The sequence below is a fragment of the Schinkia azotoformans LMG 9581 genome, from assembly GCF_000307855.1.
Classification (GTDB): domain Bacteria; phylum Bacillota; class Bacilli; order Bacillales; family Bacillaceae_J; genus Schinkia; species Schinkia azotoformans.
In genome coordinates this window covers 12,819-34,419 of sequence record NZ_AJLR01000117.1, presented here as the reverse complement: position 1 = coordinate 34,419, position 21,601 = coordinate 12,819, and the positions used below count along the sequence as shown (strand labels likewise).

Here is a 21,601-nt window from a genome sequence, read left to right as displayed (position 1 = left end):
AATTTTAGCTATTCGAATTCTTATCAAAAAAAAGAAAGGATTAATTTATGAATATACAGGAAATTATTGATCTTGACTTTTTGCAAAAAGTACAGGATTCATTTGCGAAAGCAACAGGACTTGCAGCAATAACAGTAGACTTTCGCGGGAATCCAGTAACGGAATATAGCAATTTTTCATTATTTTGCAAGAAAATTCGTGAAGATCAACAACTTTACGATAAATGCCTGAAATGCGATGCATATGGTGGATTAGAGGCAGTAAGAAGAGAGAATTTTTTTATGTACCGGTGTCATACTGGATTGGTAGACATTGCTGTCCCCATTATTATCAAAGGGCAATTCATCGGTTCTATGCTTGTTGGTCAGGTAAAATTGAATGAAACGGAAAATGATAGACTTGATTACATAATAAAAGAGTCTTCCAATTGGAAGGAAAATAAAGAAATAGTTGCTGATTTTGACCAAATTCCTATTATCTCCATCGAAAAAATCACTGCAGCGGCAAAAATGATGTTTTATGTTATTAATAATATGGTCGAAAAAGATGTTATTCAATACGTACAGGAAGAGTTAAGAGCGAAAGATCAAGAGCTTATCAATCAACTGAAAATCCAGGCTGATTTGGAGAGGTCATTGTATGCTAAGCAAAAGCAATTCTTTAAACTAATGGTTAATCCAAATTTATTTTTTAATGTTATGAATACAATGTCTTGTTTGGCAGTTCTGGAGAAGGCATCCAGAACACAAGATGTCATCTTAACTTTTTCTGAAATGATGAAATACTTATTAACTAATGATAATACCTTTGTGACAGTTGAGGATGAAATTTCCTATATTTATATGTATGTGAAATTGCAGAAATTAAGATTTGAAGATCGAGTACAAGTGATGATAGATATTCCAAAGGAACTTAGATCTATTAAAATTCCAGCAATGATTTTACAATCTATTTTAGATAATGCGTATATACATGGCATAGAGCCAAAGGATGGAAAAGGATCGATCCAAATAAAAGGTTACATACTTGATGATGATTTTATATGCGAGGTGATAGATGACGGTATAGGTATGACCGCAACTGCAATTGCAAGTATAATGGATAAAAGTGGTGGAACGGAACGAGAAAGCCATTCTAAGGGAATTGGTTTGCACCATGTAAATTTCATTCTGACCTCAAATTATGGCAATGAATATAAACTAAAGATTACCCAGAATGATGCAGGTGGTACAACAGTAAGGTTTAGAGTGCCAAAATAATATTGTTTGGGGGACTCCGAGTGTACAACATTTTGCTAATAGATGACGAAATTATCGTAAGAGAAGCCCTGAAGGTTATCTTAAAAGATATGGAAAATGTTGAGGTGGTTGGAGAAGCTGCTTCCGTCGAAGAAGCTTTGGCCCTTATTGAATCCAATTCTCCAGACATGACCTTCCTTGATATCAAAATTCCTGGGACGGATATTGTATATCTGATAAAATTTATGAAGCGTTTAAAGCCAAAAAATAAAGTTATATTATTAACCGATTACGGCTCTTCTGATTTTGTCTTTAAGGCATTAGAAATGGGTGCAGATGGATACCTTCTGAAGCCGTATCCCCAGAAGGATATATATAAGATTGTAAATCTGTATTTGTCTCAGGTTAGTTCACATACTGAAAACTTAGAGCAAATCGTTGAGCCGTTTATTGACTATATTTATAAAGAAGATTTTAAGAATTCGAAAGAGCAGTTGAAAGCTATTACAGAGCAGCTGACTTTAGTATGTGCAAATAATAGTCATGCGCTCTGTCCTGTTACTAACAGTATTATCAAGGGTTTGGGAACTATTTGTCGTGAAAAACAGTTATTGTTTTCAAAAAGGTTGGAATGGAAGGAAAAAATCCAACATATTAATGCCAATACGTTTGAAAGTACCATGTTATGCATTTTAGAAGATATTTTTAAAACGATGAAAGACACCGAGTCTATTAAAGAGATTAAAGTGATTCAATCGGTACTTAATTACATTGAAAAGAATTTTCAAAAAGGAGTTACATTAGAAGAAGCGGCGGAATTCGTCCACTTAAGCCCTTTCTATCTTAGTAAACTATTTAAAAAAGAATTAAAAATCAACTTTGTCAATTATGTAACGGAACGGAAAATTCAAAAAGCAAAAGACCTTCTTGAATCAACGGATATGCCTGTATTAAACATTGCCTTGGAACTCAATTATCAAGAGGCAAATTACTTTAGTAAAGTATTCAAAAAAATAGTTGGTGTGACTCCGACAGATTATAGAAAAGAAAAAAAGGATAATCCAAATTCCACCGCTCATTTATTAAAAAGAAATAATTATATCCCTAATGGAAATTGGTATGTGTAGAATTGAAATTCCACCTGAATCGAATCGAGCCAGGTGGAATTTTTTTGTCCATTTTTAACAGCTGGACAAAAATTTACCTGTAAAAGACAAAAAGTTATCAGTTTATATACCAAATCTTTGCCTTTATAAGCCAAAATCCTATTGCGAAAAGATTCTGAAAATGATCTAAGATTATTATTGTGGGCATGTTTGAGAAGAAGGTTCACTTAAAAAATTTTATCTGGAGGTTTTTTTATGATTAAAGAGGCATTGGGAATGGTGGAGACAAAAGGCTTAATCGGTGCTATTGAAGCAGCAGATGCAATGGTTAAAGCAGCAAATGTTACACTTATCGGCTATCAAAAAATTGGGTCTGGGTTAATTACCGTTATGGTACGCGGCGATGTCGGCGCAGTCAAGGCAGCGACTGATGCAGGTGCCGCTGCTGCACAAAAAGTCGGAGAGGTCATTTCTATTCATGTTATTCCAAGACCGCACTCAGAAGTGGAAGGGATTTTACCAAAGATCATTCAGGAATAAAAAATTGGAGGTGTTAATACATGGAAGAAAAATTAATTGAAAAAATCATGGAAGAAGTTATCAAAAAGGTTGGTGCTCCAAATATAGAAGTAGCTCGTAAGGAAAAGAAACTCTGTGGTTTAACTGAGTTTGTCGGCACTGGACGCGGAGACACAATTGGCCTTGTGATCGCCAATGTAGATTCAAGTGTTCATGAAGCAATGAAGCTTGACAAGAAATACCGTTCTATTGGTATTATTGGCGGTCGTACAGGGGCTGGTCCACAAATTATGGCAGCAGATGAAGCAGTAAAAGCCACAAATACTGAAATTTTAGCGATTGAATTGCCACGTGATACAAAGGGTGGAGCCGGTCACGGAAGTTTAATTATTTTTGGAGCGGAAGATGTGGCTGATGCCCGACGTGCCGTTGAAGTGGCGCTTAAAGAATTAGAGCGCACATTCGGTGATGTATATGGAAACGAAGCAGGTCATCTTGAATTCCAATATACCGCCCGTGCGAGCCAAGCATGCGAAAAAGCCTTTAATGCAGAACTTGGTAAATCATTCGGTCTACTCGTGGGTGCACCTGCTGCAATCGGCGTTGTCCTTGCGGATACAGCAGTAAAGGCTGCGAATGTAGATGTTATTAGCTATAGCTCACCTGCTAGTGGAACCAGTTTTACAAACGAAGTGATTTTGACATTTAGCGGTGATTCAGGTGCTGTTCGTCAAGCTCTTATAGCAGCTAGAGAAGTAGGAATCAAGTTGTTAGGTACTCTCGGAAGTGAACCTGTGACAGATACAGTTCCTTACATTTAACTTAAGGAGGTAAATCCATGAAATCCAAACGTTTTCAGGTATTAGCAGAGCGGCCAGTGAACCAAGATGGTTTTGTAGCTGAGTGGCCGGAGGTTGGCTTAATGGCGATGGATGGTCCATATGATCCTAAGCCAAGTATAAAGATTGAAAATGGCGTCATTGTTGAATTAGACGGCAAAACGAGGGATGAATTTGATTTCATCGACCGTTTCATCGCTGATTACGCTATTAATATTGAAAAAACTGAAGAAGCAATGGCGATTGATTCCGTACAATTTGCAAGAATGTTAGTAGATATTAACGTGCCAAGAGAAAAAATTGTTCCACTCACCACAGCAATGACCCCGGCAAAGCTATGTGAAGTTGTTGCCGATATGAATGTGGTTGAGTTAATGATGGCACTGCAAAAAATGAGAGCAAGAAAAACGCCTTCAAATCAATGCCATGTTACGAACGTTAAAGATAATCCTGTTCAGATTGCGGCAGATGCGGCAGAAGCTGCCTTGCGTGGTTTTGATGAACAAGAAACAACGGTTGGTATTGTTCGGTATGCTCCTTTTAATGCGCTCGGACTATTAGTTGGCTCGCAAACGGGGCGTGGTGGAATTTTAACACAATGTTCTGTGGAGGAAGCTACCGAACTTGAAATGGGGATGAGAGGACTTACCAGCTACGCCGAAACTGTTTCAGTATATGGAACTGAGCCCGTCTTCGTTGATGGTGATGATACTCCCTATTCAAAGACTTTCTTAGCATCGGCTTATGCATCCCGTGGATTGAAAATGCGCTTTACATCAGGAACTGGTTCAGAAGTGCAAATGGGCTACGCAGAAGGTAAATCTATGCTTTATTTAGAAGCTCGTTGTGTCTATATTGCCAAAGGTGCCGGTTCTCAAGGGCTGCAAAACGGTTCTATCAGCTGTATTGGTGTTCCGGGTGGCGTTCCATCTGGTATTCGTGCGGTGCTTGCAGAAAACTTGTTTACAACGATGCTCGATATGGAAGTTGCTTCTGGTAACGACCAAACCTTCTCTCATTCTGATATCAGAAGAACGGCGCGGACACTGATGCAAATGCTGCCTGGTACAGATTTTATTTTCTCAGGATATAGTTCAGTACCGAACTATGACAATATGTTTGCCGGCGCTAACTTCGATGCAGAAGATTTTGATGATTATAACGTACTACAGCGAGATTTGAAAGTAGATGGCGGCTTACGACCAGTTTCTGAAGAGGAAGTCGTTGCGGTCAGAAATAAAGCGGCAAGAGCAGTTCAATCAGTCTTTGAAGGTTTAGGGCTTCCAACGATCACAGATGAAGAAGTAGAAGCTGCAACATATGCCCATGGAAGCAAGGATATGCCGGACCGTAATATAGTAGAAGACTTAAGAGCAGTAGACAGTATGATGAAACGTGGAGTAACGGGTCTCGATGTTGTGAAGGCATTGAGCAAAGGTGGTTTTGAGGATGTTGCCGAAAACGTCTTGAATATGTTAAAGCAACGTGTTTCTGGCGACTATCTGCATACATCCGCCATCATTAACAAAGACTGGAACGTTATCAGTGCAGTTAATGATCTAAACGATTACCGAGGTCCTGGAACCGGCTATCGCATTAGTGAAGAAAGATGGGAGGAAATCAAGAATATTCCTCGTGCAATCAGACCAGAGGATGTGAACTAACTTTATTCAGCAGAAGTCTCCCACTTCCATAAGTGGCGAGATAATGTAAATTAGTATTTAAATTCAGTAGGGGTACGAACCCCGGCTGAATAAAGTTAAAGCCTCCGGCGGATGCTACAGATTTTTAAAGGTAGTTTTTCGAGCAAGCTCGAAAAAATCTGGGCACAAATACGCCAAGGCGCATTTGATCAAGGAAGGGGTTTAATCTATATGGCTATTAATGAAAAACTAATTCGTGAAGTCATTGAAGAAGTATTATTGAGCTTAAAAGTCGAAAATCAACAACCCGAAATCATTGCCGGTCCAAAACCATCATCTGTAATAAATGCTATCCAAGGATTAGAACTAACGGAAACTGGCATTGCTACAGTAGGAGCAAGAAAAGATGAGGTTGTTGTTGCCCTTGCTCCTGCTTTTGGAATACACCAGACAAAAACGATTGTTAAAGTACCCCACAATGAAGTTCTAAAAGAAGTAATCGCAGGAATTGAAGAAGAAGGCTTAACTGCACGTGTTATTAGAGTGTACCATACATCTGATGTTGGCTTTGTTGCCCACCAAGCAGCCAAGATAAGCGGCTCAGGAATTGGGATTGGTATTCAATCAAAAGGAACAACGGTTATTCATCAAAAGGATTTGCAACCATTAGCTAATTTAGAGCTTTTCCCGCAGGCGCCGTTATTAGATTCAGATACATTCCGGGCGATTGGGAAAAATGCGGCTAAATATGCAAAAGGTGAATCTCCAAACCCAGTTCCGACAAAAAATGATCAAATGGCACGTCCGAAATATCAAGCAATTGCAGCGCTGCTACATATTAAGGAAACAGAGCATGTAGACCGAAATAAGAAACCAGTAGAATTACAGGTTAAATTCAATTAAGCGGAGGTGAACAGTATGAATCAACAACTCATCGAACAAATCGTAAAAGAAGTAATGGCATCAATGACTACTGGCATAGAGAGAAAAATAGCTGCACCACCTAAAACAACGACATGTGCAACAGTAGAGGCTAAGAAGGATTATCCATTAGGTGAAAAAAGACCGGACCTCATTAAAACACCTACCAATAAAAAGTTAGCAGACATCACTTTAAAAGGAGTTTTAGATGGTTCTGTAACCGCTGAGGATGTGCGGATTGCTCCGGAAACATTAATGCTGCAAGCACAAATAGCAGATTCCATGGGAAGGCATCCATTAGCACAAAATTTCCGCAGAGCAGCGGAACTTATCGCTGTGCCGGATGCCCGCATTCTTGAAATCTATAACGCTTTAAGACCCTACCGTTCTACTAAAGAAGAGCTGGAAGCAATTGCTGATGAATTAGAAAAAAAATATAACGCAAAAATGAATGCTGACTTAGTACGTCAAGCTACAGAAGTATACGAACAAAGAGATAGATTAAAAAAGGAATAATAAATTTTTTGTGATTTCAGGAGGCAAAATCAATGAAATTGGTAGCAGGAGTGGATATTGGAAATGCCACGACAGAAGTTGCGATCGCGAATGTAACGGATGATTATCGAGTTACATTTTTAGCCAGTGACTTTGTGAGCACTACAGGGATTAAAGGTACCCGGCAAAATATCCATGGCGTCCTTGTTGCTATTAAACAAGCTCTCAACAAAATTAATCGACAAATTGAAAATTTAGATCTTATTCGTATAAATGAAGCAGCGCCTGTAATTGGGGATGTGGCAATGGAAACAATCACGGAAACCATCATTACCGAGTCAACGATGATTGGCCACAATCCTACTACACCAGGGGGCATGGGTCTAGGCATTGGAACAACCATTAATATTGTTGAATTAGAGAACGCCGATAATGAAGAAGATTATATTGTCCTAATTGATAGCAGCATTGATTTTACTACAGCCGCAGAATTAATTAATGGCGCCTTGGACAAAGGGATTAATATAAATGGTGCTATTGTGCAAAAAGATGATGGCGTGCTTATTAATAATAGAATTAAAACGAAAATTCCAATTGTTGATGAAGTAAATCTTTTGGAGAAGGTACCAATTGGAATGAAAGCAGCCATTGAAGTAGCACCACCGGGTGGTGTTGTAGAGATTCTTGCTAATCCTTATGGAATAGCTACTGTTTTTGAATTATCCAGTGACGAAACAAAAATGATTGTCCCCATTGCCAGGGCACTCATTGGAAATCGTTCGGCTGTTGTTATAAAGACACCTAAAGGAGATGTCAAGGCTAGAAGCATCCCTGCAGGTAAGATTCATGTTATTGGGAAAAGAAGAGTAACAGTTGATGTAGATGAAGGTGCCGAAAAAATGATGCATGCAATGACTAATGCTGCACCAATTGAGGATATCAAAGGTGAGGCAGGAACAAATGCCGGCGGTATGCTTGAACGGGTTAGACAGGTTATGTCTGAGTTAACAAAGCAACAGCCCGATGATATAAAAATCCAGGATCTGTTAGCCGTTAATACCTTTATTCCGCAAAAGGTTAAAGGCGGTCTGGCTGAAGAGTTTTCTATGGAAAACGCAGTTGGAATCGCAGCGATGGTTAAGGCTGATAAATTACAAATGCAAATGATTGCGGATGAACTTCGTTCAAGGATCAATGTCAAAGTAGAGGTTGGCGGCGTTGAGGCTGATATGGCTATTCGTGGTGCTCTTTCCACTCCTGGAACAAATGTGCCAATCGCCATTGTAGACATGGGGGCAGGCTCCACAGATGCATCCATTATCACTAAATCAGGCAAAACGACATCTGTCCATTTGGCCGGTGCAGGGGATATGGTAACAATGCTGATCAACTCCGAATTAGGTCTTGATGACATTGCTTTAGCAGAAGATATCAAAAAATATCCATTGGCAAAAGTTGAAAGCCTATTCCATATTCGTCATGAGGATGGAACGGTGCAATTCTTTGAAAGGCCGCTCGAACCCCATGTGTTTGCCAGAGTTGTGATATTGAAGGAAGGTACCATGATTCCGATACCAGGTCAGCATTCGGTCGAAAAGGTGAAGATTGTTAGACGCGGGTCGAAGGAGAAGGTTTTTGTTACAAATGCACTTCGGGCACTGACTATGGTGGCTCCAACCGGCAATATTCGGGAAATGGAATTTGTTGTGTTAGTTGGCGGATCTGCGTTGGACTTTGAAATTCCGCAACTGGTCACAGATGCTTTGTCACAATATAGCATCGTTGCCGGCAGAGGGAATATAAGAGGGACAGAGGGTCCACGAAATGCGGTTGCAACAGGATTAATTTTAGCTCTAGGCGAAGGGGGAGGACTCCAGTGAAAATAAACAGTGGAAATGAGACGCAGGCAATTCATGTTTATTTTAATGAACAGCTGAATGACCCTTTCCTATTTCAATCATTACTGAATGGAGTCGAAGAAGAAGGGGTCCCCTCTTTTGTAAAGGAAAAGCTTGAAAAATCAGCGTTGGAATTGAGTTATCAAGCTGCTTTAGAATCCACCTTGGGTGTTGGAATCGGCATTGGTGAGGATAGCCAAGTCATTCTTCATTATACAAAGCTGGCCAAAAGCCAACCGCTTTTTAATATAAATCTCAAGGAAACATACAAGCAAAGGGTTTTAGGAGCCAATGCTGCAAGACTGGTAAAAGGAATTCCATTTAAGTCATTTGAAGAAGCCAAAGAAGAAATAAACGAACGTATTCATATACAGGAAGAGGCAATAACAAAAGAAGATATAGCTACTATTGTCGCTATAGTTGTTAAACTGCTCCAGGAAATGAAATAGAGGGGGTGAACGATTCGTGCAAGCATTAGGAATGATTGAAACGGTTGGTTTAGCAGCAGCAATTGAAGCTGCAGACACTGCGGTGAAATCAGCCAACGTTGCTCTAGTTGGATATGAACTGACCAAGGGTGGAGGAATGGTAACAGTTAAGTTCGAAGGTGATGTTGGTGCTGTGAAAGCCGCTGTTGAAGCAGGGGTAATCGCTGCGGAGAGGATTGGAAAGGTCTTTAGCAAACATATCATCCCCAGACCAGGCAATGGGGTCGATAAGGTTGTTTATTCAAACGAAACAGTCGGCCAAGGTAATCCATATAAAGAACATAAGCCAAATACGGTTGAACATTCCACTTCGTTGGGGCTGGCTGAAGTAAAGGGGGTACCCTCACTGGAAGATACCGCATCTGATTTTAATGCTGAAGTTCCTGAAGAAGCTCTATTAACTGATAAGCAAATCATGGAAGAGAATCAGAGTTTCCTTGAGGATGCCGGTGAAGCGGATGAAGAGCGAAATGGTTTAATAGAAGTATGCAATATTTGTAATGATCCTAAATGTCCGCGAAGAAAAGGGGACTTAAAGTCAACTTGTATTCATTATAAAAAACTAAGGAGGAATGCCCAATGAATGATGCACTAGGAATGATAGAAACGAAAGGATTAGTAGCTGCGATTGAGGGAGCTGATGCTATGACTAAAGCTGCAAATGTAACCCTAATCGGCTATCAACAAATTGGCTCGGGTCTTATTACTGTGATGGTAAGAGGCGATGTGGGTGCTGTAAAAGCAGCTGTAGATGCCGGTGCTGCTGCTGCCGAAAGAGTCGGCAAAGTTGTATCTGTTCATGTAATTGCTAGACCGCATTCAGATGTTGAAAGAATACTCCCATCTATATCTGAAAAATAGTTAGTAAACAGGGAGGACTTAAAATGTATGACCAGGCTACACAAGAAAAGATTATTAAGGAAGTTCTGACCAGGCTGCTAGTGTTTGAAGAACAACCCTATGTACCTATCGGAGTCTCCAATCGCCATATTCATTTAAGTCAACAAGACTTAGAAACTCTTTTTGGAAAAGGCTATCAGTTAACGAAAATGAAAGAGTTGATGCAACCGGGACAATTCGCAGCAGAGGAAACAGTTACGATTGTTGGTCCTAAAGGTGAAATAAAAAATGTCAGGATATTGGGACCCGTTCGAAAAAACACCCAAGTGGAGGTATCCTTAACAGACGGCTATAAGCTTGGTGTTCGGGCTCCGATTAGGGAGTCTGGAAGAACTGTTGGTACACCAGGTATTCTTTTAAAGGGACCAATAGGTGACGTGGAATTAAAAGAAGGAGTCATTGGGGCGCTTCGTCATATCCATGTACCGCCAGAATTTGCGCGGAAATTCCAACTGAAAGATAAGGATATGGTAGAAGTAGAAGTGGGGAGAGAAAGAAAAACCATTTTTAGCAACGTTTTAATCCGTGTTTCGGACAAATACAAATTGGAAATGCATGTCGATACGGACGAAGCAAATGCAGCCGGTATTAGTAATGGGGAATTAGGGAAAATACGGAAGGGCCAAGATGAACAATGTCCATAGATGCGGAGAAAATCAACAACTATATTAATAGCTTTGCAAAACTAATAAATGAGCAGCAGGCAAAGAAATATAACGGGGATTTAAAAGTTGGCGTTGACCTTGGAACGGCCAATATTGTTCTATCTGTTATAGACGAAGAGGGCAACCCGGTCGCCGGAGCTTCTTATCCTGCATCTGTTGTCAAGGATGGACTCGTTGTCGATTATGTGGGCGCAGTGAAAATCGTGAAAGAGCTTAAAAATCGAGTAGAGGATTTGCTTGATACGACACTGACCCATGCTGCAACAGCTGTGCCACCCGGAACAATTGGAGGCAACATGAAGGCGATTTCTAATGTAGTGGAAGCCGCTGAGCTGGAAGTTACGAATGTAATTGATGAACCTACTGCTGCAGCAACGGTACTAGGTGTCACTGACGGAGCTGTGGTTGATGTTGGTGGAGGGACAACGGGCATAAGTATTTTAAAGAATGGAGAAGTCATCTATACAGCCGACGAGCCTACGGGAGGAACTCATATGAGCTTAGTGGTGGCTGGTCATTATAAGGTTTCTTTTGCTGAGGGAGATGCATTAAAAATGGACCCAGCCAGACAGGGTGAAGTTTTTTCCATTATTAAACCTGTTGTTGAAAAAATGGCTTCGATTGTCAAAAGACATACTCGAGACTTTGATGTAGATAAAATCTATGTGGTAGGGGGAGCAAGTTGCTTTGATGAATTTGAAGACGTTTTTTTCAAAGAAATTGGCATTGAAACGATAAAGCCTGCACATCCTCTCCTTATCACTCCGTTAGGCATTGCACTAAACAGTTTGAAATGAGGTGAAAGATTTGAACGCTGAGGAATGGCTGAACAGCATAGTGGAAGAAGTGCTTAAGCGTTTGCAGAAAAGAATGAAAAGGGCAACCGTCCTTTTTACAGGCGGAGCTATTGGCTTTCCCGAGGCTTTGCAGCAAATAAAGCTATTGCAGGACAATGGCTGGGACTTAAACATTTTGCTATCCAATAGCGCTGAGTATGTTCTTACACCTCATTTGATAAAGGAACAGCTTGGAACTTCTAGAGTGTATGTTGAAAAAGAAATAAAGGAATTAAGTTCATTTTACGAGGGAGTCAGTGCCTTCATTGTACCCACATTAACGTTAAATACGGCGGTAAAGATAGCATTGGGCATCGCTGATACGATGGCGACCAATCTTGCTTCGAACATGATTATGCAGGGGATTCCGTTCATTGCAGCAAAGGATTCCTGTGATTTGCAAAATCCAATCAGATCGGATTTAGGATTAAATAAAGCACCAAAGGCATATTTAGATAAAATGGGTGAACACCTTCGAACTTTGGAAAGCTACGGCGTAAAGCTAGTAGACGCAAAAAATTTATACCAAGCTGTTCAGATGAATGTCTTTACTTTCTCCAATCAAAAAAATCAAGCACCGGAATCGAATAAGCAAATCTATGAAGATAAGAAAAAAGTTCTTACAAGAAATGATATTGTCGAAGCAAGGCAGAAGGAAATGATTTTAAAAATTCCATCTACAACCATATTAAGTCCTCTTGCTCTTGAGGCAGCTAGGGAGCTTAGAGTAAAGATCATTCGAGAATAATGGGGCTGGTGATAAAGATGTACATCGGAATAGTTGTTGGTAGTGTCGTCGCTACGCGAAAAAGTGATGAACTGGTAGGGAAAAAGCTTCTTATTGTACAAAAGGTGAATCCAAAAGATGAGAGCCTCGGAACACTTGAAGTTGCTGTGGACTCTGTTGGTGCAGGAAAAGGGGAATATGTTCTTGTAACACAAGGAGAACCGGCAATGTATGTATTCGAAACCTCTACTTCCTGCATAGATGCCGCCATTATTGGCATTGTTGACTCAATGGAAGTTAGTTAAGGGGGGACGTTGAATGGCGATTTACACAAAAAAAGGTGATAAAGGTGAAACAGGGCTTCTTGGTGGAAGCCGAATTTCCAAGGATAGCCTAAAGGTATCTTGCTATGGAACTTTAGATGAAGCAAATGCTGCCCTAGGCATTGCGTACTCACAAATAGACAATAGTGAAATTAAGGGTATTATTAGGAAAATTCAAAAGCAGCTTTTTGTTGTAGGGGCGGAGTTAGCCAGTGATGAAAGAGGCAAGAACCTCTTGCAGGATAAAGTAAGTAAAAGCGACATTGCCGGACTTGAAGAAGTCATTGATAAGTTCGAACAAAAACTTGGTCCACTTCATGAATTTATTATTCCGGGTGATACTATTGCTTCGGCTAACCTTCACTTGTCAAGAGCGATTATTCGTAGAGCGGAGAGATTGATTGTTGAGCTTGCTAAGGACTCCTCAATCCGCGATGAGGTTATGCAATATGTAAACCGCTTATCAGATAGCTTGTTTATGCTAGCTCGAGCCGAGGTTCATTATAGTCTTCTTGAAGACATCAAAAATACGGTAATAGAGAAATTAGTGGCTCAAAAAGGAAAGGCCACAAGTATGACACTGGAATTAGCCTTTAAAATGGCTCAGGCTGCAGAAAGAAAGGCGGCGGAAATGGGCGTACCCATTGTTTTTTCTGTAGTAGATGCAGCAGGTAATATTATTTTATTACATCGTATGGAAGAGTCTTTATTAGCAAGTTTGGAGCTTTCACCAAACAAGGCCTATACAGCAGTGGCACTAAAAATGGCGACACATGAACTTGTTCCCGCCATTCAGCCTGGAGCAGAACTTTACGGAATTCAACTGTCAAACCAAAACAAAATAGTTACTTTCGGGGGAGGATATCCGCTTAAAATCAATCAGCATATTATCGGTGGTATCGGCGTTAGCGGAGGAACTGTTACAGAAGATATGCTCATTGCTACAGAAGCGTTAAAATTATTTGAGAAAGAGGGAACTTACATTGGCTGTTGAAGCGAAAGCAATTGAAGAAATCGTTAAAAAAATTTTAGAAGAAATGATGATAAAAAAAGATGCATGTATTACTGGATATGGAATATTCGAGGATATGAACGAGGCAATAGAAGCGGCGACTATCGCGCAAAAGGAGCTTTTGAAATTGTCGCTCGAGCAAAGAGGAAACCTTATTACCGCCATTCGAAAAGCTGCAAAGGATAATGCAGAAACCTTTGCGCAGATGGCAGTGGATGAAACTGGTATGGGCAATTATGGGGATAAAGTCATTAAAAACTTAATCGCCGCAGAGAAAACACCTGGAATCGAAGACTTAACAACGGAGGCATTTTCTGGGGACCACGGCTTAACTTTAGTCGAGCTTTCTCCGTACGGCGTTATTGGTTCGATTACGCCGACGACCAATCCTACGGAAACCGTTATTTGTAATTCAATCGGGATGATTGCGGCAGGAAATGCGGTTGTTTTTAGCCCCCATCCAACAGCAAAAAATACATCGCTCAAAGCAATTGAAGTAATTAATAAAGCGATTATCAAAGCCGGTGGTCCGCCGAACTTAATTACATCTGTTGCGAATCCAACGATCGATCAAGCAAATATCATGATGAAGCATAAAAAAATAAAATTGCTTGTTGCTACCGGTGGTCCAGGAGTTGTAAAAGCAGTGCTTTCAAGTGGGAAAAAGGCAATTGGAGCTGGTGCCGGTAATCCACCAGCGGTTGTTGATGAAACGGCTAACCTCGAAAAAGCAGCAAGGGATATCATTGATGGTTGCAGTTTCGATAATAATCTCCCTTGTACCGCTGAAAAGGAAGTCATTGTTGTTGATTCTGTTGCTGATTATTTAGTTTCTTATATGAAAAAACACGGGGCATTTCTTATTACGGATAAAGAGCAAATTCAGAAATTGACTGAACTGGTTGTTGACAACGGACACGCAAATAAGGAACTTGTAGGTAAAAGTGTTGCGCATATCCTACAGCGAATTGGCATTGAGGTACCTAGTGATGCCCGTGTTGCAATTTTAAATGTGGAAAGAAATCATCCTTTAGTAAAGGCGGAACTAATGATGCCGATTCTGCCGGTAGTACGGGTAGAAAACGTCGATGCTGCGATTGAATTAGCAGTGGAAGCCGAGCAGGGATTCCGTCATACAGCAATTATGCACTCTACAAATATTGATAATTTGACAAAGTTCTCCAAAGAAATTCAAACAACGATATTTGTAAAAAATGGACCATCTTATGCGGGAATAGGAATTGGCGGAGAAGGTTATGCAACATTTACAATTGCCGGACCTACCGGGGAGGGCTTAACCTCAGCAAAGGACTTTGCAAGAAGAAGAAAATGTGTGCTTGTAGACGGTTTATCGATCAGATAACTCGGTAGGAGGTAAACAATAAATGGATTCATTTTTTGTCGGACCAAAAGTTTACTATGGCAGTCATGCCTTAGACTTTCTGAAAGAATTACATGTCAAAAGAGCCTACATTATTACAGATAAAATGATGGTACAGCTCGGAATGGTAGACATGATCATGAATCTATTACAAGGAACGTCTTGTAAGGTGTTTGCTGATGTTGAGCCGGATCCTTCTATAGAAACAGTGAAAGCGGGTTTAAACATTTTTCTGGAATATGAGCCTGAGTTGATTATTGCTCTTGGTGGTGGCTCGCCAATTGATGCGGCAAAAGCTATTCTGCTTTTTTCTTATAAAGTAAGGGAAAAGATTTCAAGTAATCATAGTATAAAACAACCATTGTTTATAGCGATTCCAACAACAAGTGGGACCGGCTCTGAAGTAACCTCTTATTCTGTCATTACTGATATTGAAAATAATGTAAAAATTCCACTTAGAGATGAGAGATTGCTCCCGGATGTTGTGATTCTGGATGAACAGTTGACAAAAACAGTACCCCCTACCGTTACGGCAGATACCGGCATGGATACACTTACCCATGCAATAGAAGCATATGTATCTTCAGCAGCGACAGAGTTTACTGATATATTTTGCGAGAAGGCAATAAAGAATGTATTCACGTATTTATTAAGAGCTTATCGATATGGCGATGATCTTGAAGCGAGGAGGAAATTACATCTTGCTTCTTGTATGGCAGGAGTTGGGTTTACAAATGCATCTTTAGGTGTAAACCATAGCTTGGCTCATGCTGTGGGAGCCCAATTTCATCTATCACACGGCAGAAGCAATGCGATTTTACTTCCTTATGTAATTCAATTTAATGGAGGATTATGTGATGGAGGCTATCAAACTTCTAGAGCTGCTGAGCGTTATACAGAGATTTCTAGATTTCTTGGTCTGCCTTGTTCAACTCGTGAAGAGGGGGTGGTTAGTCTTTCAACGGCTATTAGGGTCTTAAATAGTAAATTGGGTATTCCGCTGACTTTTCAGGCTTTAAACATTGAAGAACGCTTATATGTGGGAAAAATCCCCGAACTAGTAGAAAGTGCACTGCAAGATATTTGCACCGGCGGGAACCCTACAGCAGTTAGTGAGGCGGACCTTGCGAACCTCCTAACCTGGGCTTATAAGGGATAAAAGCTCTAATAGCATCTGGCGATTATGTATTAAATTTAATCATAAATAATTAAAGGGAATGGAGAGATGAAAATGTCAGTTATTTGTTTTGCTGCACCAAGCAGGTATATTCAAGGAAAAGGTACACTAAATGATATTGGTCAATATGTAAAAGTACTAGGTCAAAAACCACTTATAATTTCTGGCGGTACTTCATGGAAAGTCACTGGGGAGACTATCCGCGAAAGTTTAAAATCAGTGGGCCTTGATTTCCATTATGATCAGTTTAACGGTGAGTCTTCTATGAATGAAATCAATCGTTACGTGGAAATGGGGAAAGCAAATTTGGTAGATTTGGTCATTGGTGTTGGTGGGGGTAAAGTTCTAGATACAGCTAAAGCTGTTGCCGATGGACTGAATGTAAAAGTAGTCATCGTTCCTAGTTTAGCTTCTACTGATGCACCAACAAGTGCGTTATCAGTAATATATACTGATGAGGGAGTTTTTGAAGCCTATAAATTCTATAACAAAAACCCTGATCTTGTGCTTGTCGATACTGCGGTTGTGGCAAAAGCGCCTGCGAGATTATTTGCATCAGGTATTGCAGACGCCATGGCCACTTGGGTTGAAGCAAGAGCAACATTAAACAGTAACAGTTCAGCAATGGCTGGTGGCAAAGTAAGTATTGCAGCAAGGTCAATTGCACAGGCTTGTGAAGAAACATTGTTTAAGTATGGGATACCTGCCTACAAAGCTGTACAAAAAGGCGTCGTGACAAGTGCTGTTGAAGCAGTTGTTGAGGCGAATACATTGCTATCAGGCATCGGTTTTGAAAGTGGTGGCTTAGCAGGAGCCCATGCCATTCATAACGGTTTTACAGTGCTGAATGGGGATATTCATCATTTAACACATGGTGAAAAGGTTGCTTATGGTACTCTTGTTCAGCTAGTATTAGAGTTACATCCAGCAGAAGAGCTATATAAGTATATTAACTTCTATAAAGAATTAGGGCTACCAACAACATTAAGAGAATTACATTTAGATAATGTATCGTATGAAGAGTTACTAAAGGTGGGAAAAGCTGCAACACAAGAAGGCGAAACAATGGGTAACCTTTCGCCGGAAATTACAGCCGAGGACGTTGCAAATGCGATTATAGCTGTGGATCAATTGAGTAAATAAGTAGGGAAACTATAAAAAGGAAGGGTATCCATACCCTTCCTTTTTAACTTCTTCGATAGAGGTTTTTTCTTATTCCTCCTACAAAATCAGCTTGAGATTGCTTATAATTGAAAAGTTAAACTTAAACTTAGGAGTTGGATCTGTAACTATGAATAAAAAAGATGTAGCAGATATTCGAAAACAATTTAAGCTTAATAATAATCGAATGAAAATCAAAGATATCTTTAATGTATATGTTATGAAGGAAAGCAGTGAGATTTATCATCAAGAAAGTAAGCCGTTTCAAATGCTGGAGCAAGAACAGCAGGAGTTATTCCTGAGCAACTTCAAAAAGGTTCTTACAGGACAATTGGATGTGAAATTGTTTGAATTAAAGTTTCAACGTGAAGCCGAGGACCATACACAGCTTCTTCTTTATGATGGTTTGCAAGCGGGTGATGTAGAGGACTGGAAGGCACAAATGCTAGTAATCGTCGAGAAAATGTTTAAAAGTGCACAGCATACGGAAGATATGGTTGCAACCTTCATTCGCTGCGAATATTTTAAACCTACGAAAAAGAAAAATGAAGAAGCAGAAGTGAGTGAACAGGACGAAGTTTACTCTCATCAATTCATTCTCTGCAGCATCAATAAAACGATGCAGCCGAAAAAGACGCTTATGTTTGATTATGTGGAGAGAGTATTTAAATATAGTGTAATCGTAGATCCAATCATTAACCTTGCTTCACCAGTCGCAGGCTTTTTGTTTCCATGCTTCACTGATAATTCAGCAGATGTCAATCACATTTTGTACTGTGCTGAAAAAGCAAATCAACCTGATGAGGATTTTATCGAGAATGTATTGAATGGTGAAGAGATTATAACCGCGCAAGAGGATAAAGCGATTTTCGAAGAAATCGTCAAACAAGTCGTCGGGGACCAAGTTGACGCGTCAACCCTTGCAAATGTTTATGAAGAAATTAACCGCATCATTGATGAAAATGAAGAGGAAGAAACGCCAAAATTGGACTACAAAGACGTTGAACGCGTTTTAAAGGTGAGTGGAGTAGAGGATGTTAATACGGAAAAAGTAGAAACAGCTTTTCAAAAAGTCATTGATGATGAAAAGCACGAATTTAAAGCAAGCAGTATCGTCCCAAATTATAATACGAAATCGATTAAAATCCAGACTAAGGTCGCAAATATTTCAATCAGCCCTCAAGATTTGAAGTATGTTAAACAAGTCAACTATAGCGGTAAGCGTTGTTTACTAATTGAAGTGGATGAAGATACGGTGATTGAGGGCTTTACATTGATTCCGGAAACATTTTAAAAGTTGTTCAATGGCCCATTGAACGTGCCCGAAACACGAGAAAAAACCTAAAATGGGCATGTTTCATTATAGACAGCCCCTATTGAGCCAATTGTTGTTCAAACTCAGCGTCTTGCTCAAATGCTTGAAGTATTTTATTTTTAATTTCCTCATACAAAATAGGAGCATAAAGGGACCCAACTGTGAGAAATCTGTCTTTTCGAGAATCATACACAGCGATGGATCGAATGGTCCAATCGCTTTCCTTTTCTAAAGTAGCTTTAAATAAACGACAATACTTCGGCTCAAGCATATTTTCGAAGCAAACCTCAAGTATTGTCCGTTGTTCGTCCTTTTGAACCTTTGTAATAAATATATTTTTCATTTCTATGTATGTAGACATGGCTAAGAATCTCCTTTATCAGCGAGGATATTCCTACTATTTCCATGTGCACTGCTAAATATAGCATCTTGAATAGATCATCTTCAAAATAGTTATCTTAAGACTAAGGAGATGATCAATATGTCACGTAATAGTGAAAGTCAACGTACGCAGGCAACTCCACATTTTGATGGGGAAGCGGAAAGCATCATTAACGGTCCTTTAAGAAGTGCTTCCATTGATCCGTTTGCACCGTTTTATAGAAAACATCATCCCAGTACTGAATCTCAGCTTTTGCCAAGTTAAAACTTCAAAGACGATTACAATAATGCACATACTATTTTTAAAAAAATCTAGACTTATTTTGGATGTGGACAGAGTTTATCCACAGCTCAGAGATGTGGTGGATAACTTCAACAAATTCCGACATAATGGGTTCCGTAGGTGTTCATAAAAATTGTGGATAATTCGATATTTTTCTGTGGATAATGTTAATAACTTTGTGGAGTGCCTGAAAAAAGTGAGTTTATCTGTGAATAACACTGTGGATAGTGTGAATACATAAAAAAAATACCCACATCTGGAAGAAATGGATTTGACAAAATTCCACAAGAAAAAACGTCCAGAAGAATTTTCTCTGAACGTTAATCCTGTAGAGTTTCCCATTCTTCCATCAAGAGTTCGAGATGGTCATGATATTTTTCGTTTTCACTAGTTAACTTGGCTGCCTTCTCATAGTCTTGATAAACTTCAGGGTCACATAATAGTTCATCATTTTCAACGACTTTCATTTCAATTTGTTCAATTTGTTGTTCGATCTCTTCAATTCGACGTAGGCGCTGGCGATCTTTTCTTTTCTGTTCTTTGTCTTGTTCATATTTTGCCTTGTCCGATTCCGGTGGAGTTGTTTGCACCACTTTTGATGAGGATTGTCCTTCATTTTCAAGCTGTGCCAATTCTTCCATTTCCGCTTTTTTATTCACATAATAATCATAATCACCCAAGTACGACTCCAGTCCTTCTGTGGATAACTCAATCACTCTTGTAGCCAACCGATTTATAAAATAACGGTCATGAGATACAAACAGAATCGTTCCAGGGTAATCGATTAAAGCATTTTCTAGTATTTCTTTGCTATCCAAATCCAAGTGGTTCGTCGGCTCGTCGAGAATTAATAGATTTGCCTTCTGCATCATCAGTTTGGCGAGTGCTAATCTTGCCTTTTCACCGCCACTTAGCGAAGAGACTATTTTTAAAACGTCATCACCACTAAATAAAAAATTCCCTAATATCGTTCGAATTTCTTTTTCCTGTCTTAATGGATATTCATCCCATAGTTCATGTAAGACTGTTTTATTGGAAGTCAAGTTTGCCTGCTGCTGGTCATAATAGCCAATCGTAACATTGGACCCGTAGTTGATCGTGCCAGTAAGGATCTCAAGCTGCTTAGTAATCGCCTTAAGCAATGTGGACTTTCCAATTCCATTCGGCCCAACTAAGGCAACACTTTCTTCACGCTTAAGCCCGAAGGATACGTTTGTAAGAATCGGCTCCTTTCCTTGATAGGAAACGGTTAAAGAATCCACCATTAACACATCGTTGCCGCTTTGTCTTTCAATATCAAAGGAAAATGAGGCTGACTTTTCATCTCCAAGTGGGCGGTCCATTACTTTCATTCTTTCAAGCTGCTTCCTACGGCTTTGTGCCCGTTTTGTTGTTGACGCTCTTGCAATATTTTTTTGGACGAAATCCTTTAATTTTGCAATTTCCTCTTGTTGCTTTTCGAAAGACTTTAGTTCCTGCTCGTAAACGGCTGCACTTTGCTCTAAATATTTACTATAGTTTCCTACATAGCGGCGACAATTCGTCCGTGATAATTCATAGACCTGAGTCACAACTTTATCTAGAAAATAGCGGTCATGGGAGACGATTAGTAGAGCACCAGGATAACCTTGCAAATATTGTTCAAGCCAGCCCAGCGTTTCAATATCCAAATGGTTCGTCGGTTCATCAAGAATTAATAAATCCGGCTTTGTTAAAAGCAGCTTAGCCATTGCCAAGCGGGTTTTTTGACCGCCGCTTAAGGTTGCAATCGCTGTCGAATAATCAAAATCACCGAAATTAAGCCCATGTAAAACCGTTCGGATGTCAGCTTCATACTGATAGCCGCCTTCATCCTTGAAGGTTACTTGCAGTTCGTCGTATTCTTTTAATAATTTTTCGTATTTTTCGGTATCATCTAAATAGGAAGGATCACCCATTTTTGTTTCCAGTTCACGCAGCTTCTTTTCTTTTATTTGAAGATGGTGAAAAACAGTCAACATTTCATCCCAAATAGAAAGACTAGATTCCAAGCCGGTATCTTGAGCAAGATAACCGATCATTAAATTTTTTGGCTTAATGATTTCGCCGCCATCATACGACATTTGTTCTGAGATAATTTTCAATAAAGTAGATTTCCCTGCTCCATTTCTTCCAACTAGAGCAATTCTATCTTTTGATTGTACTTCTAATTTAATATTAGATAAAATAAGATCAGCACCATAATATTTCGTAAGTTGGTTGACTTGAAGTAGTATCATATCGGTTCACCTCTTCAAATCATAGTTTAGCTTAT

Annotated in this window: 23 protein-coding genes; 21 read left to right on the top strand and 2 right to left on the bottom strand. The window is 39.7% G+C overall.

Going from position 1 to position 21,601, the window contains the following annotated elements; translation table 11 throughout:
• Window positions 1-47: 47 nt before the first annotated feature.
• The 20 genes from BAZO_RS13365 (at window position 48) to BAZO_RS13270 (ending at window position 18,623) form a co-directional block, all read left to right on the top strand.
• Window positions 48-1,259, top strand: a complete 1,212-nt coding sequence (locus BAZO_RS13365) for a PocR ligand-binding domain-containing protein (RefSeq protein ID WP_003332115.1) — start codon at window positions 48-50, stop codon at window positions 1,257-1,259.
• 20 nt (window positions 1,260-1,279) lie between these two features.
• Window positions 1,280-2,365, top strand: a complete 1,086-nt coding sequence (locus tag BAZO_RS13360; protein ID WP_003332114.1) for a response regulator — start codon at window positions 1,280-1,282, stop codon at window positions 2,363-2,365.
• A 234-nt stretch (window positions 2,366-2,599) separates the two neighbouring features.
• Window positions 2,600-2,884, top strand: coding sequence for a BMC domain-containing protein (locus tag BAZO_RS13355; protein ID WP_003332113.1), 285 nt, complete (start codon window positions 2,600-2,602; stop codon window positions 2,882-2,884).
• Window positions 2,885-2,904: 20 nt separating this feature from the next.
• Window positions 2,905-3,684: a propanediol utilization microcompartment protein PduB gene (pduB, locus tag BAZO_RS13350; protein WP_003332112.1), complete on the top strand. Its 780-nt coding sequence runs from the start codon at window positions 2,905-2,907 to the stop codon at window positions 3,682-3,684.
• Window positions 3,685-3,701: 17 nt separating this feature from the next.
• Window positions 3,702-5,366: a propanediol/glycerol family dehydratase large subunit gene (locus BAZO_RS13345; RefSeq protein WP_003332111.1), complete on the top strand. Its 1,665-nt coding sequence runs from the start codon at window positions 3,702-3,704 to the stop codon at window positions 5,364-5,366.
• Between the two features lie 210 nt (window positions 5,367-5,576).
• Window positions 5,577-6,248 (top strand): propanediol/glycerol family dehydratase medium subunit, encoded by a 672-nt coding sequence (locus BAZO_RS13340; protein WP_003332110.1) that lies wholly within the window; start codon window positions 5,577-5,579, stop codon window positions 6,246-6,248.
• A gap of 15 nt (window positions 6,249-6,263) precedes the next feature.
• Window positions 6,264-6,782 carry a diol dehydratase small subunit gene (locus tag BAZO_RS13335; protein WP_003332109.1) on the top strand — a complete coding sequence of 173 codons (519 nt, stop codon included), beginning with the start codon at window positions 6,264-6,266 and terminating at the stop codon, window positions 6,780-6,782.
• A 32-nt stretch (window positions 6,783-6,814) separates the two neighbouring features.
• Window positions 6,815-8,641, top strand: coding sequence for a diol dehydratase reactivase subunit alpha (locus tag BAZO_RS13330; RefSeq protein ID WP_003332108.1), 1,827 nt, complete (start codon window positions 6,815-6,817; stop codon window positions 8,639-8,641).
• Window positions 8,638-9,108 (top strand): glycerol dehydratase reactivase beta/small subunit family protein, encoded by a 471-nt coding sequence (locus tag BAZO_RS13325; protein ID WP_003332107.1) that lies wholly within the window; start codon window positions 8,638-8,640, stop codon window positions 9,106-9,108. The genes BAZO_RS13330 and BAZO_RS13325 overlap by 4 nt, the downstream gene beginning before the upstream one ends.
• A gap of 16 nt (window positions 9,109-9,124) precedes the next feature.
• On the top strand, window positions 9,125-9,730 hold the full coding sequence (locus BAZO_RS23260; RefSeq protein WP_003332106.1) for a BMC domain-containing protein: 606 nt from the start codon (window positions 9,125-9,127) through the stop codon (window positions 9,728-9,730).
• Window positions 9,727-10,008 (top strand): BMC domain-containing protein, encoded by a 282-nt coding sequence (locus tag BAZO_RS13315; RefSeq protein WP_003332105.1) that lies wholly within the window; start codon window positions 9,727-9,729, stop codon window positions 10,006-10,008. The genes BAZO_RS23260 and BAZO_RS13315 overlap by 4 nt, the downstream gene beginning before the upstream one ends.
• A 23-nt stretch (window positions 10,009-10,031) precedes the next feature.
• Window positions 10,032-10,691: a phosphate propanoyltransferase gene (locus tag BAZO_RS13310; protein WP_003332104.1), complete on the top strand. Its 660-nt coding sequence runs from the start codon at window positions 10,032-10,034 to the stop codon at window positions 10,689-10,691.
• Window positions 10,682-11,509, top strand: coding sequence for an ethanolamine utilization protein EutJ (gene eutJ, locus BAZO_RS13305; RefSeq protein WP_003332102.1), 828 nt, complete (start codon window positions 10,682-10,684; stop codon window positions 11,507-11,509). The genes BAZO_RS13310 and eutJ overlap by 10 nt, the downstream gene beginning before the upstream one ends.
• A gap of 1 nt (window position 11,510) precedes the next feature.
• Window positions 11,511-12,296 carry a flavoprotein gene (locus BAZO_RS13300; RefSeq protein ID WP_235786736.1) on the top strand — a complete coding sequence of 262 codons (786 nt, stop codon included), beginning with the start codon at window positions 11,511-11,513 and terminating at the stop codon, window positions 12,294-12,296.
• A 17-nt stretch (window positions 12,297-12,313) separates the two neighbouring features.
• Window positions 12,314-12,580, top strand: coding sequence for a EutN/CcmL family microcompartment protein (locus BAZO_RS13295; RefSeq protein WP_003332100.1), 267 nt, complete (start codon window positions 12,314-12,316; stop codon window positions 12,578-12,580).
• Between the two features lie 13 nt (window positions 12,581-12,593).
• Complete coding sequence (locus tag BAZO_RS13290; protein WP_003332099.1) at window positions 12,594-13,592, top strand: cob(I)yrinic acid a,c-diamide adenosyltransferase; 999 nt, start codon at window positions 12,594-12,596, stop codon at window positions 13,590-13,592.
• On the top strand, window positions 13,582-14,973 hold the full coding sequence (locus tag BAZO_RS13285) for an aldehyde dehydrogenase family protein (RefSeq protein ID WP_003332098.1): 1,392 nt from the start codon (window positions 13,582-13,584) through the stop codon (window positions 14,971-14,973). The genes BAZO_RS13290 and BAZO_RS13285 overlap by 11 nt, the downstream gene beginning before the upstream one ends.
• Before the next feature lie 22 nt (window positions 14,974-14,995).
• On the top strand, window positions 14,996-16,150 hold the full coding sequence (locus BAZO_RS13280) for a 1-propanol dehydrogenase PduQ (protein ID WP_003332097.1): 1,155 nt from the start codon (window positions 14,996-14,998) through the stop codon (window positions 16,148-16,150).
• A gap of 72 nt (window positions 16,151-16,222) precedes the next feature.
• The gene (locus tag BAZO_RS13275) at window positions 16,223-17,311 is read left to right on the top strand and encodes a glycerol dehydrogenase (RefSeq protein WP_003332096.1); all 1,089 of its coding nucleotides are present in this window, start codon (window positions 16,223-16,225) and stop codon (window positions 17,309-17,311) included.
• Between the two features lie 148 nt (window positions 17,312-17,459).
• Complete coding sequence (locus BAZO_RS13270) at window positions 17,460-18,623, top strand: DUF4317 domain-containing protein (RefSeq protein WP_003332095.1); 1,164 nt, start codon at window positions 17,460-17,462, stop codon at window positions 18,621-18,623.
• Between the two features lie 79 nt (window positions 18,624-18,702).
• Here the strand turns inward: BAZO_RS13270 and BAZO_RS13265 are convergent, their stop codons facing one another.
• The gene (locus BAZO_RS13265; RefSeq protein ID WP_003332094.1) at window positions 18,703-19,005 is read right to left on the bottom strand and encodes a hypothetical protein; all 303 of its coding nucleotides are present in this window, start codon (window positions 19,003-19,005) and stop codon (window positions 18,703-18,705) included.
• Window positions 19,006-19,125: 120 nt separating this feature from the next.
• Here BAZO_RS13265 and BAZO_RS22465 point away from each other — a divergent pair, with 120 nt between their 5' ends.
• Complete coding sequence (locus BAZO_RS22465; protein ID WP_157382148.1) at window positions 19,126-19,290, top strand: hypothetical protein; 165 nt, start codon at window positions 19,126-19,128, stop codon at window positions 19,288-19,290.
• Between the two features lie 338 nt (window positions 19,291-19,628).
• On the opposite strand, the gene BAZO_RS13260 is transcribed toward BAZO_RS22465, so the two are convergent.
• A complete protein-coding gene (locus BAZO_RS13260) occupies window positions 19,629-21,566 on the bottom strand; it encodes an ABC-F family ATP-binding cassette domain-containing protein (protein ID WP_003332093.1) in 1,938 nt (645 codons plus the stop codon).
• Window positions 21,567-21,601: the final 35 nt, after the last annotated feature.

What these genes read in the sequence shown, in the direction of transcription:
- BAZO_RS13265 (WP_003332094.1), bottom strand. Translation starts at nt 19,005, where the DNA reads ATGTCTACATACATAGAAATGAAAAATATATTTATTACAAAGGTTCAA.
- BAZO_RS22465 (WP_157382148.1), top strand. Translation starts at nt 19,126, where the DNA reads ATGTCACGTAATAGTGAAAGTCAACGTACGCAGGCAACTCCACATTTT.
- BAZO_RS13310 (WP_003332104.1), top strand. Translation starts at nt 10,032, where the DNA reads ATGTATGACCAGGCTACACAAGAAAAGATTATTAAGGAAGTTCTGACC.
- BAZO_RS13335 (WP_003332109.1), top strand. Translation starts at nt 6,264, where the DNA reads ATGAATCAACAACTCATCGAACAAATCGTAAAAGAAGTAATGGCATCA.
- BAZO_RS13275 (WP_003332096.1), top strand. Translation starts at nt 16,223, where the DNA reads ATGTCAGTTATTTGTTTTGCTGCACCAAGCAGGTATATTCAAGGAAAA.
- BAZO_RS13365 (WP_003332115.1), top strand. Translation starts at nt 48, where the DNA reads ATGAATATACAGGAAATTATTGATCTTGACTTTTTGCAAAAAGTACAG.
- BAZO_RS13290 (WP_003332099.1), top strand. Translation starts at nt 12,594, where the DNA reads ATGGCGATTTACACAAAAAAAGGTGATAAAGGTGAAACAGGGCTTCTT.
- BAZO_RS13280 (WP_003332097.1), top strand. Translation starts at nt 14,996, where the DNA reads ATGGATTCATTTTTTGTCGGACCAAAAGTTTACTATGGCAGTCATGCC.
- BAZO_RS13355 (WP_003332113.1), top strand. Translation starts at nt 2,600, where the DNA reads ATGATTAAAGAGGCATTGGGAATGGTGGAGACAAAAGGCTTAATCGGT.
- BAZO_RS13340 (WP_003332110.1), top strand. Translation starts at nt 5,577, where the DNA reads ATGGCTATTAATGAAAAACTAATTCGTGAAGTCATTGAAGAAGTATTA.
- BAZO_RS13260 (WP_003332093.1), bottom strand. Translation starts at nt 21,566, where the DNA reads ATGATACTACTTCAAGTCAACCAACTTACGAAATATTATGGTGCTGAT.
- BAZO_RS13330 (WP_003332108.1), top strand. Translation starts at nt 6,815, where the DNA reads ATGAAATTGGTAGCAGGAGTGGATATTGGAAATGCCACGACAGAAGTT.
- BAZO_RS13295 (WP_003332100.1), top strand. Translation starts at nt 12,314, where the DNA reads ATGTACATCGGAATAGTTGTTGGTAGTGTCGTCGCTACGCGAAAAAGT.
- BAZO_RS13315 (WP_003332105.1), top strand. Translation starts at nt 9,727, where the DNA reads ATGAATGATGCACTAGGAATGATAGAAACGAAAGGATTAGTAGCTGCG.
- eutJ (WP_003332102.1), top strand. Translation starts at nt 10,682, where the DNA reads ATGTCCATAGATGCGGAGAAAATCAACAACTATATTAATAGCTTTGCA.
- BAZO_RS13345 (WP_003332111.1), top strand. Translation starts at nt 3,702, where the DNA reads ATGAAATCCAAACGTTTTCAGGTATTAGCAGAGCGGCCAGTGAACCAA.
- pduB (WP_003332112.1), top strand. Translation starts at nt 2,905, where the DNA reads ATGGAAGAAAAATTAATTGAAAAAATCATGGAAGAAGTTATCAAAAAG.
- BAZO_RS13270 (WP_003332095.1), top strand. Translation starts at nt 17,460, where the DNA reads ATGAATAAAAAAGATGTAGCAGATATTCGAAAACAATTTAAGCTTAAT.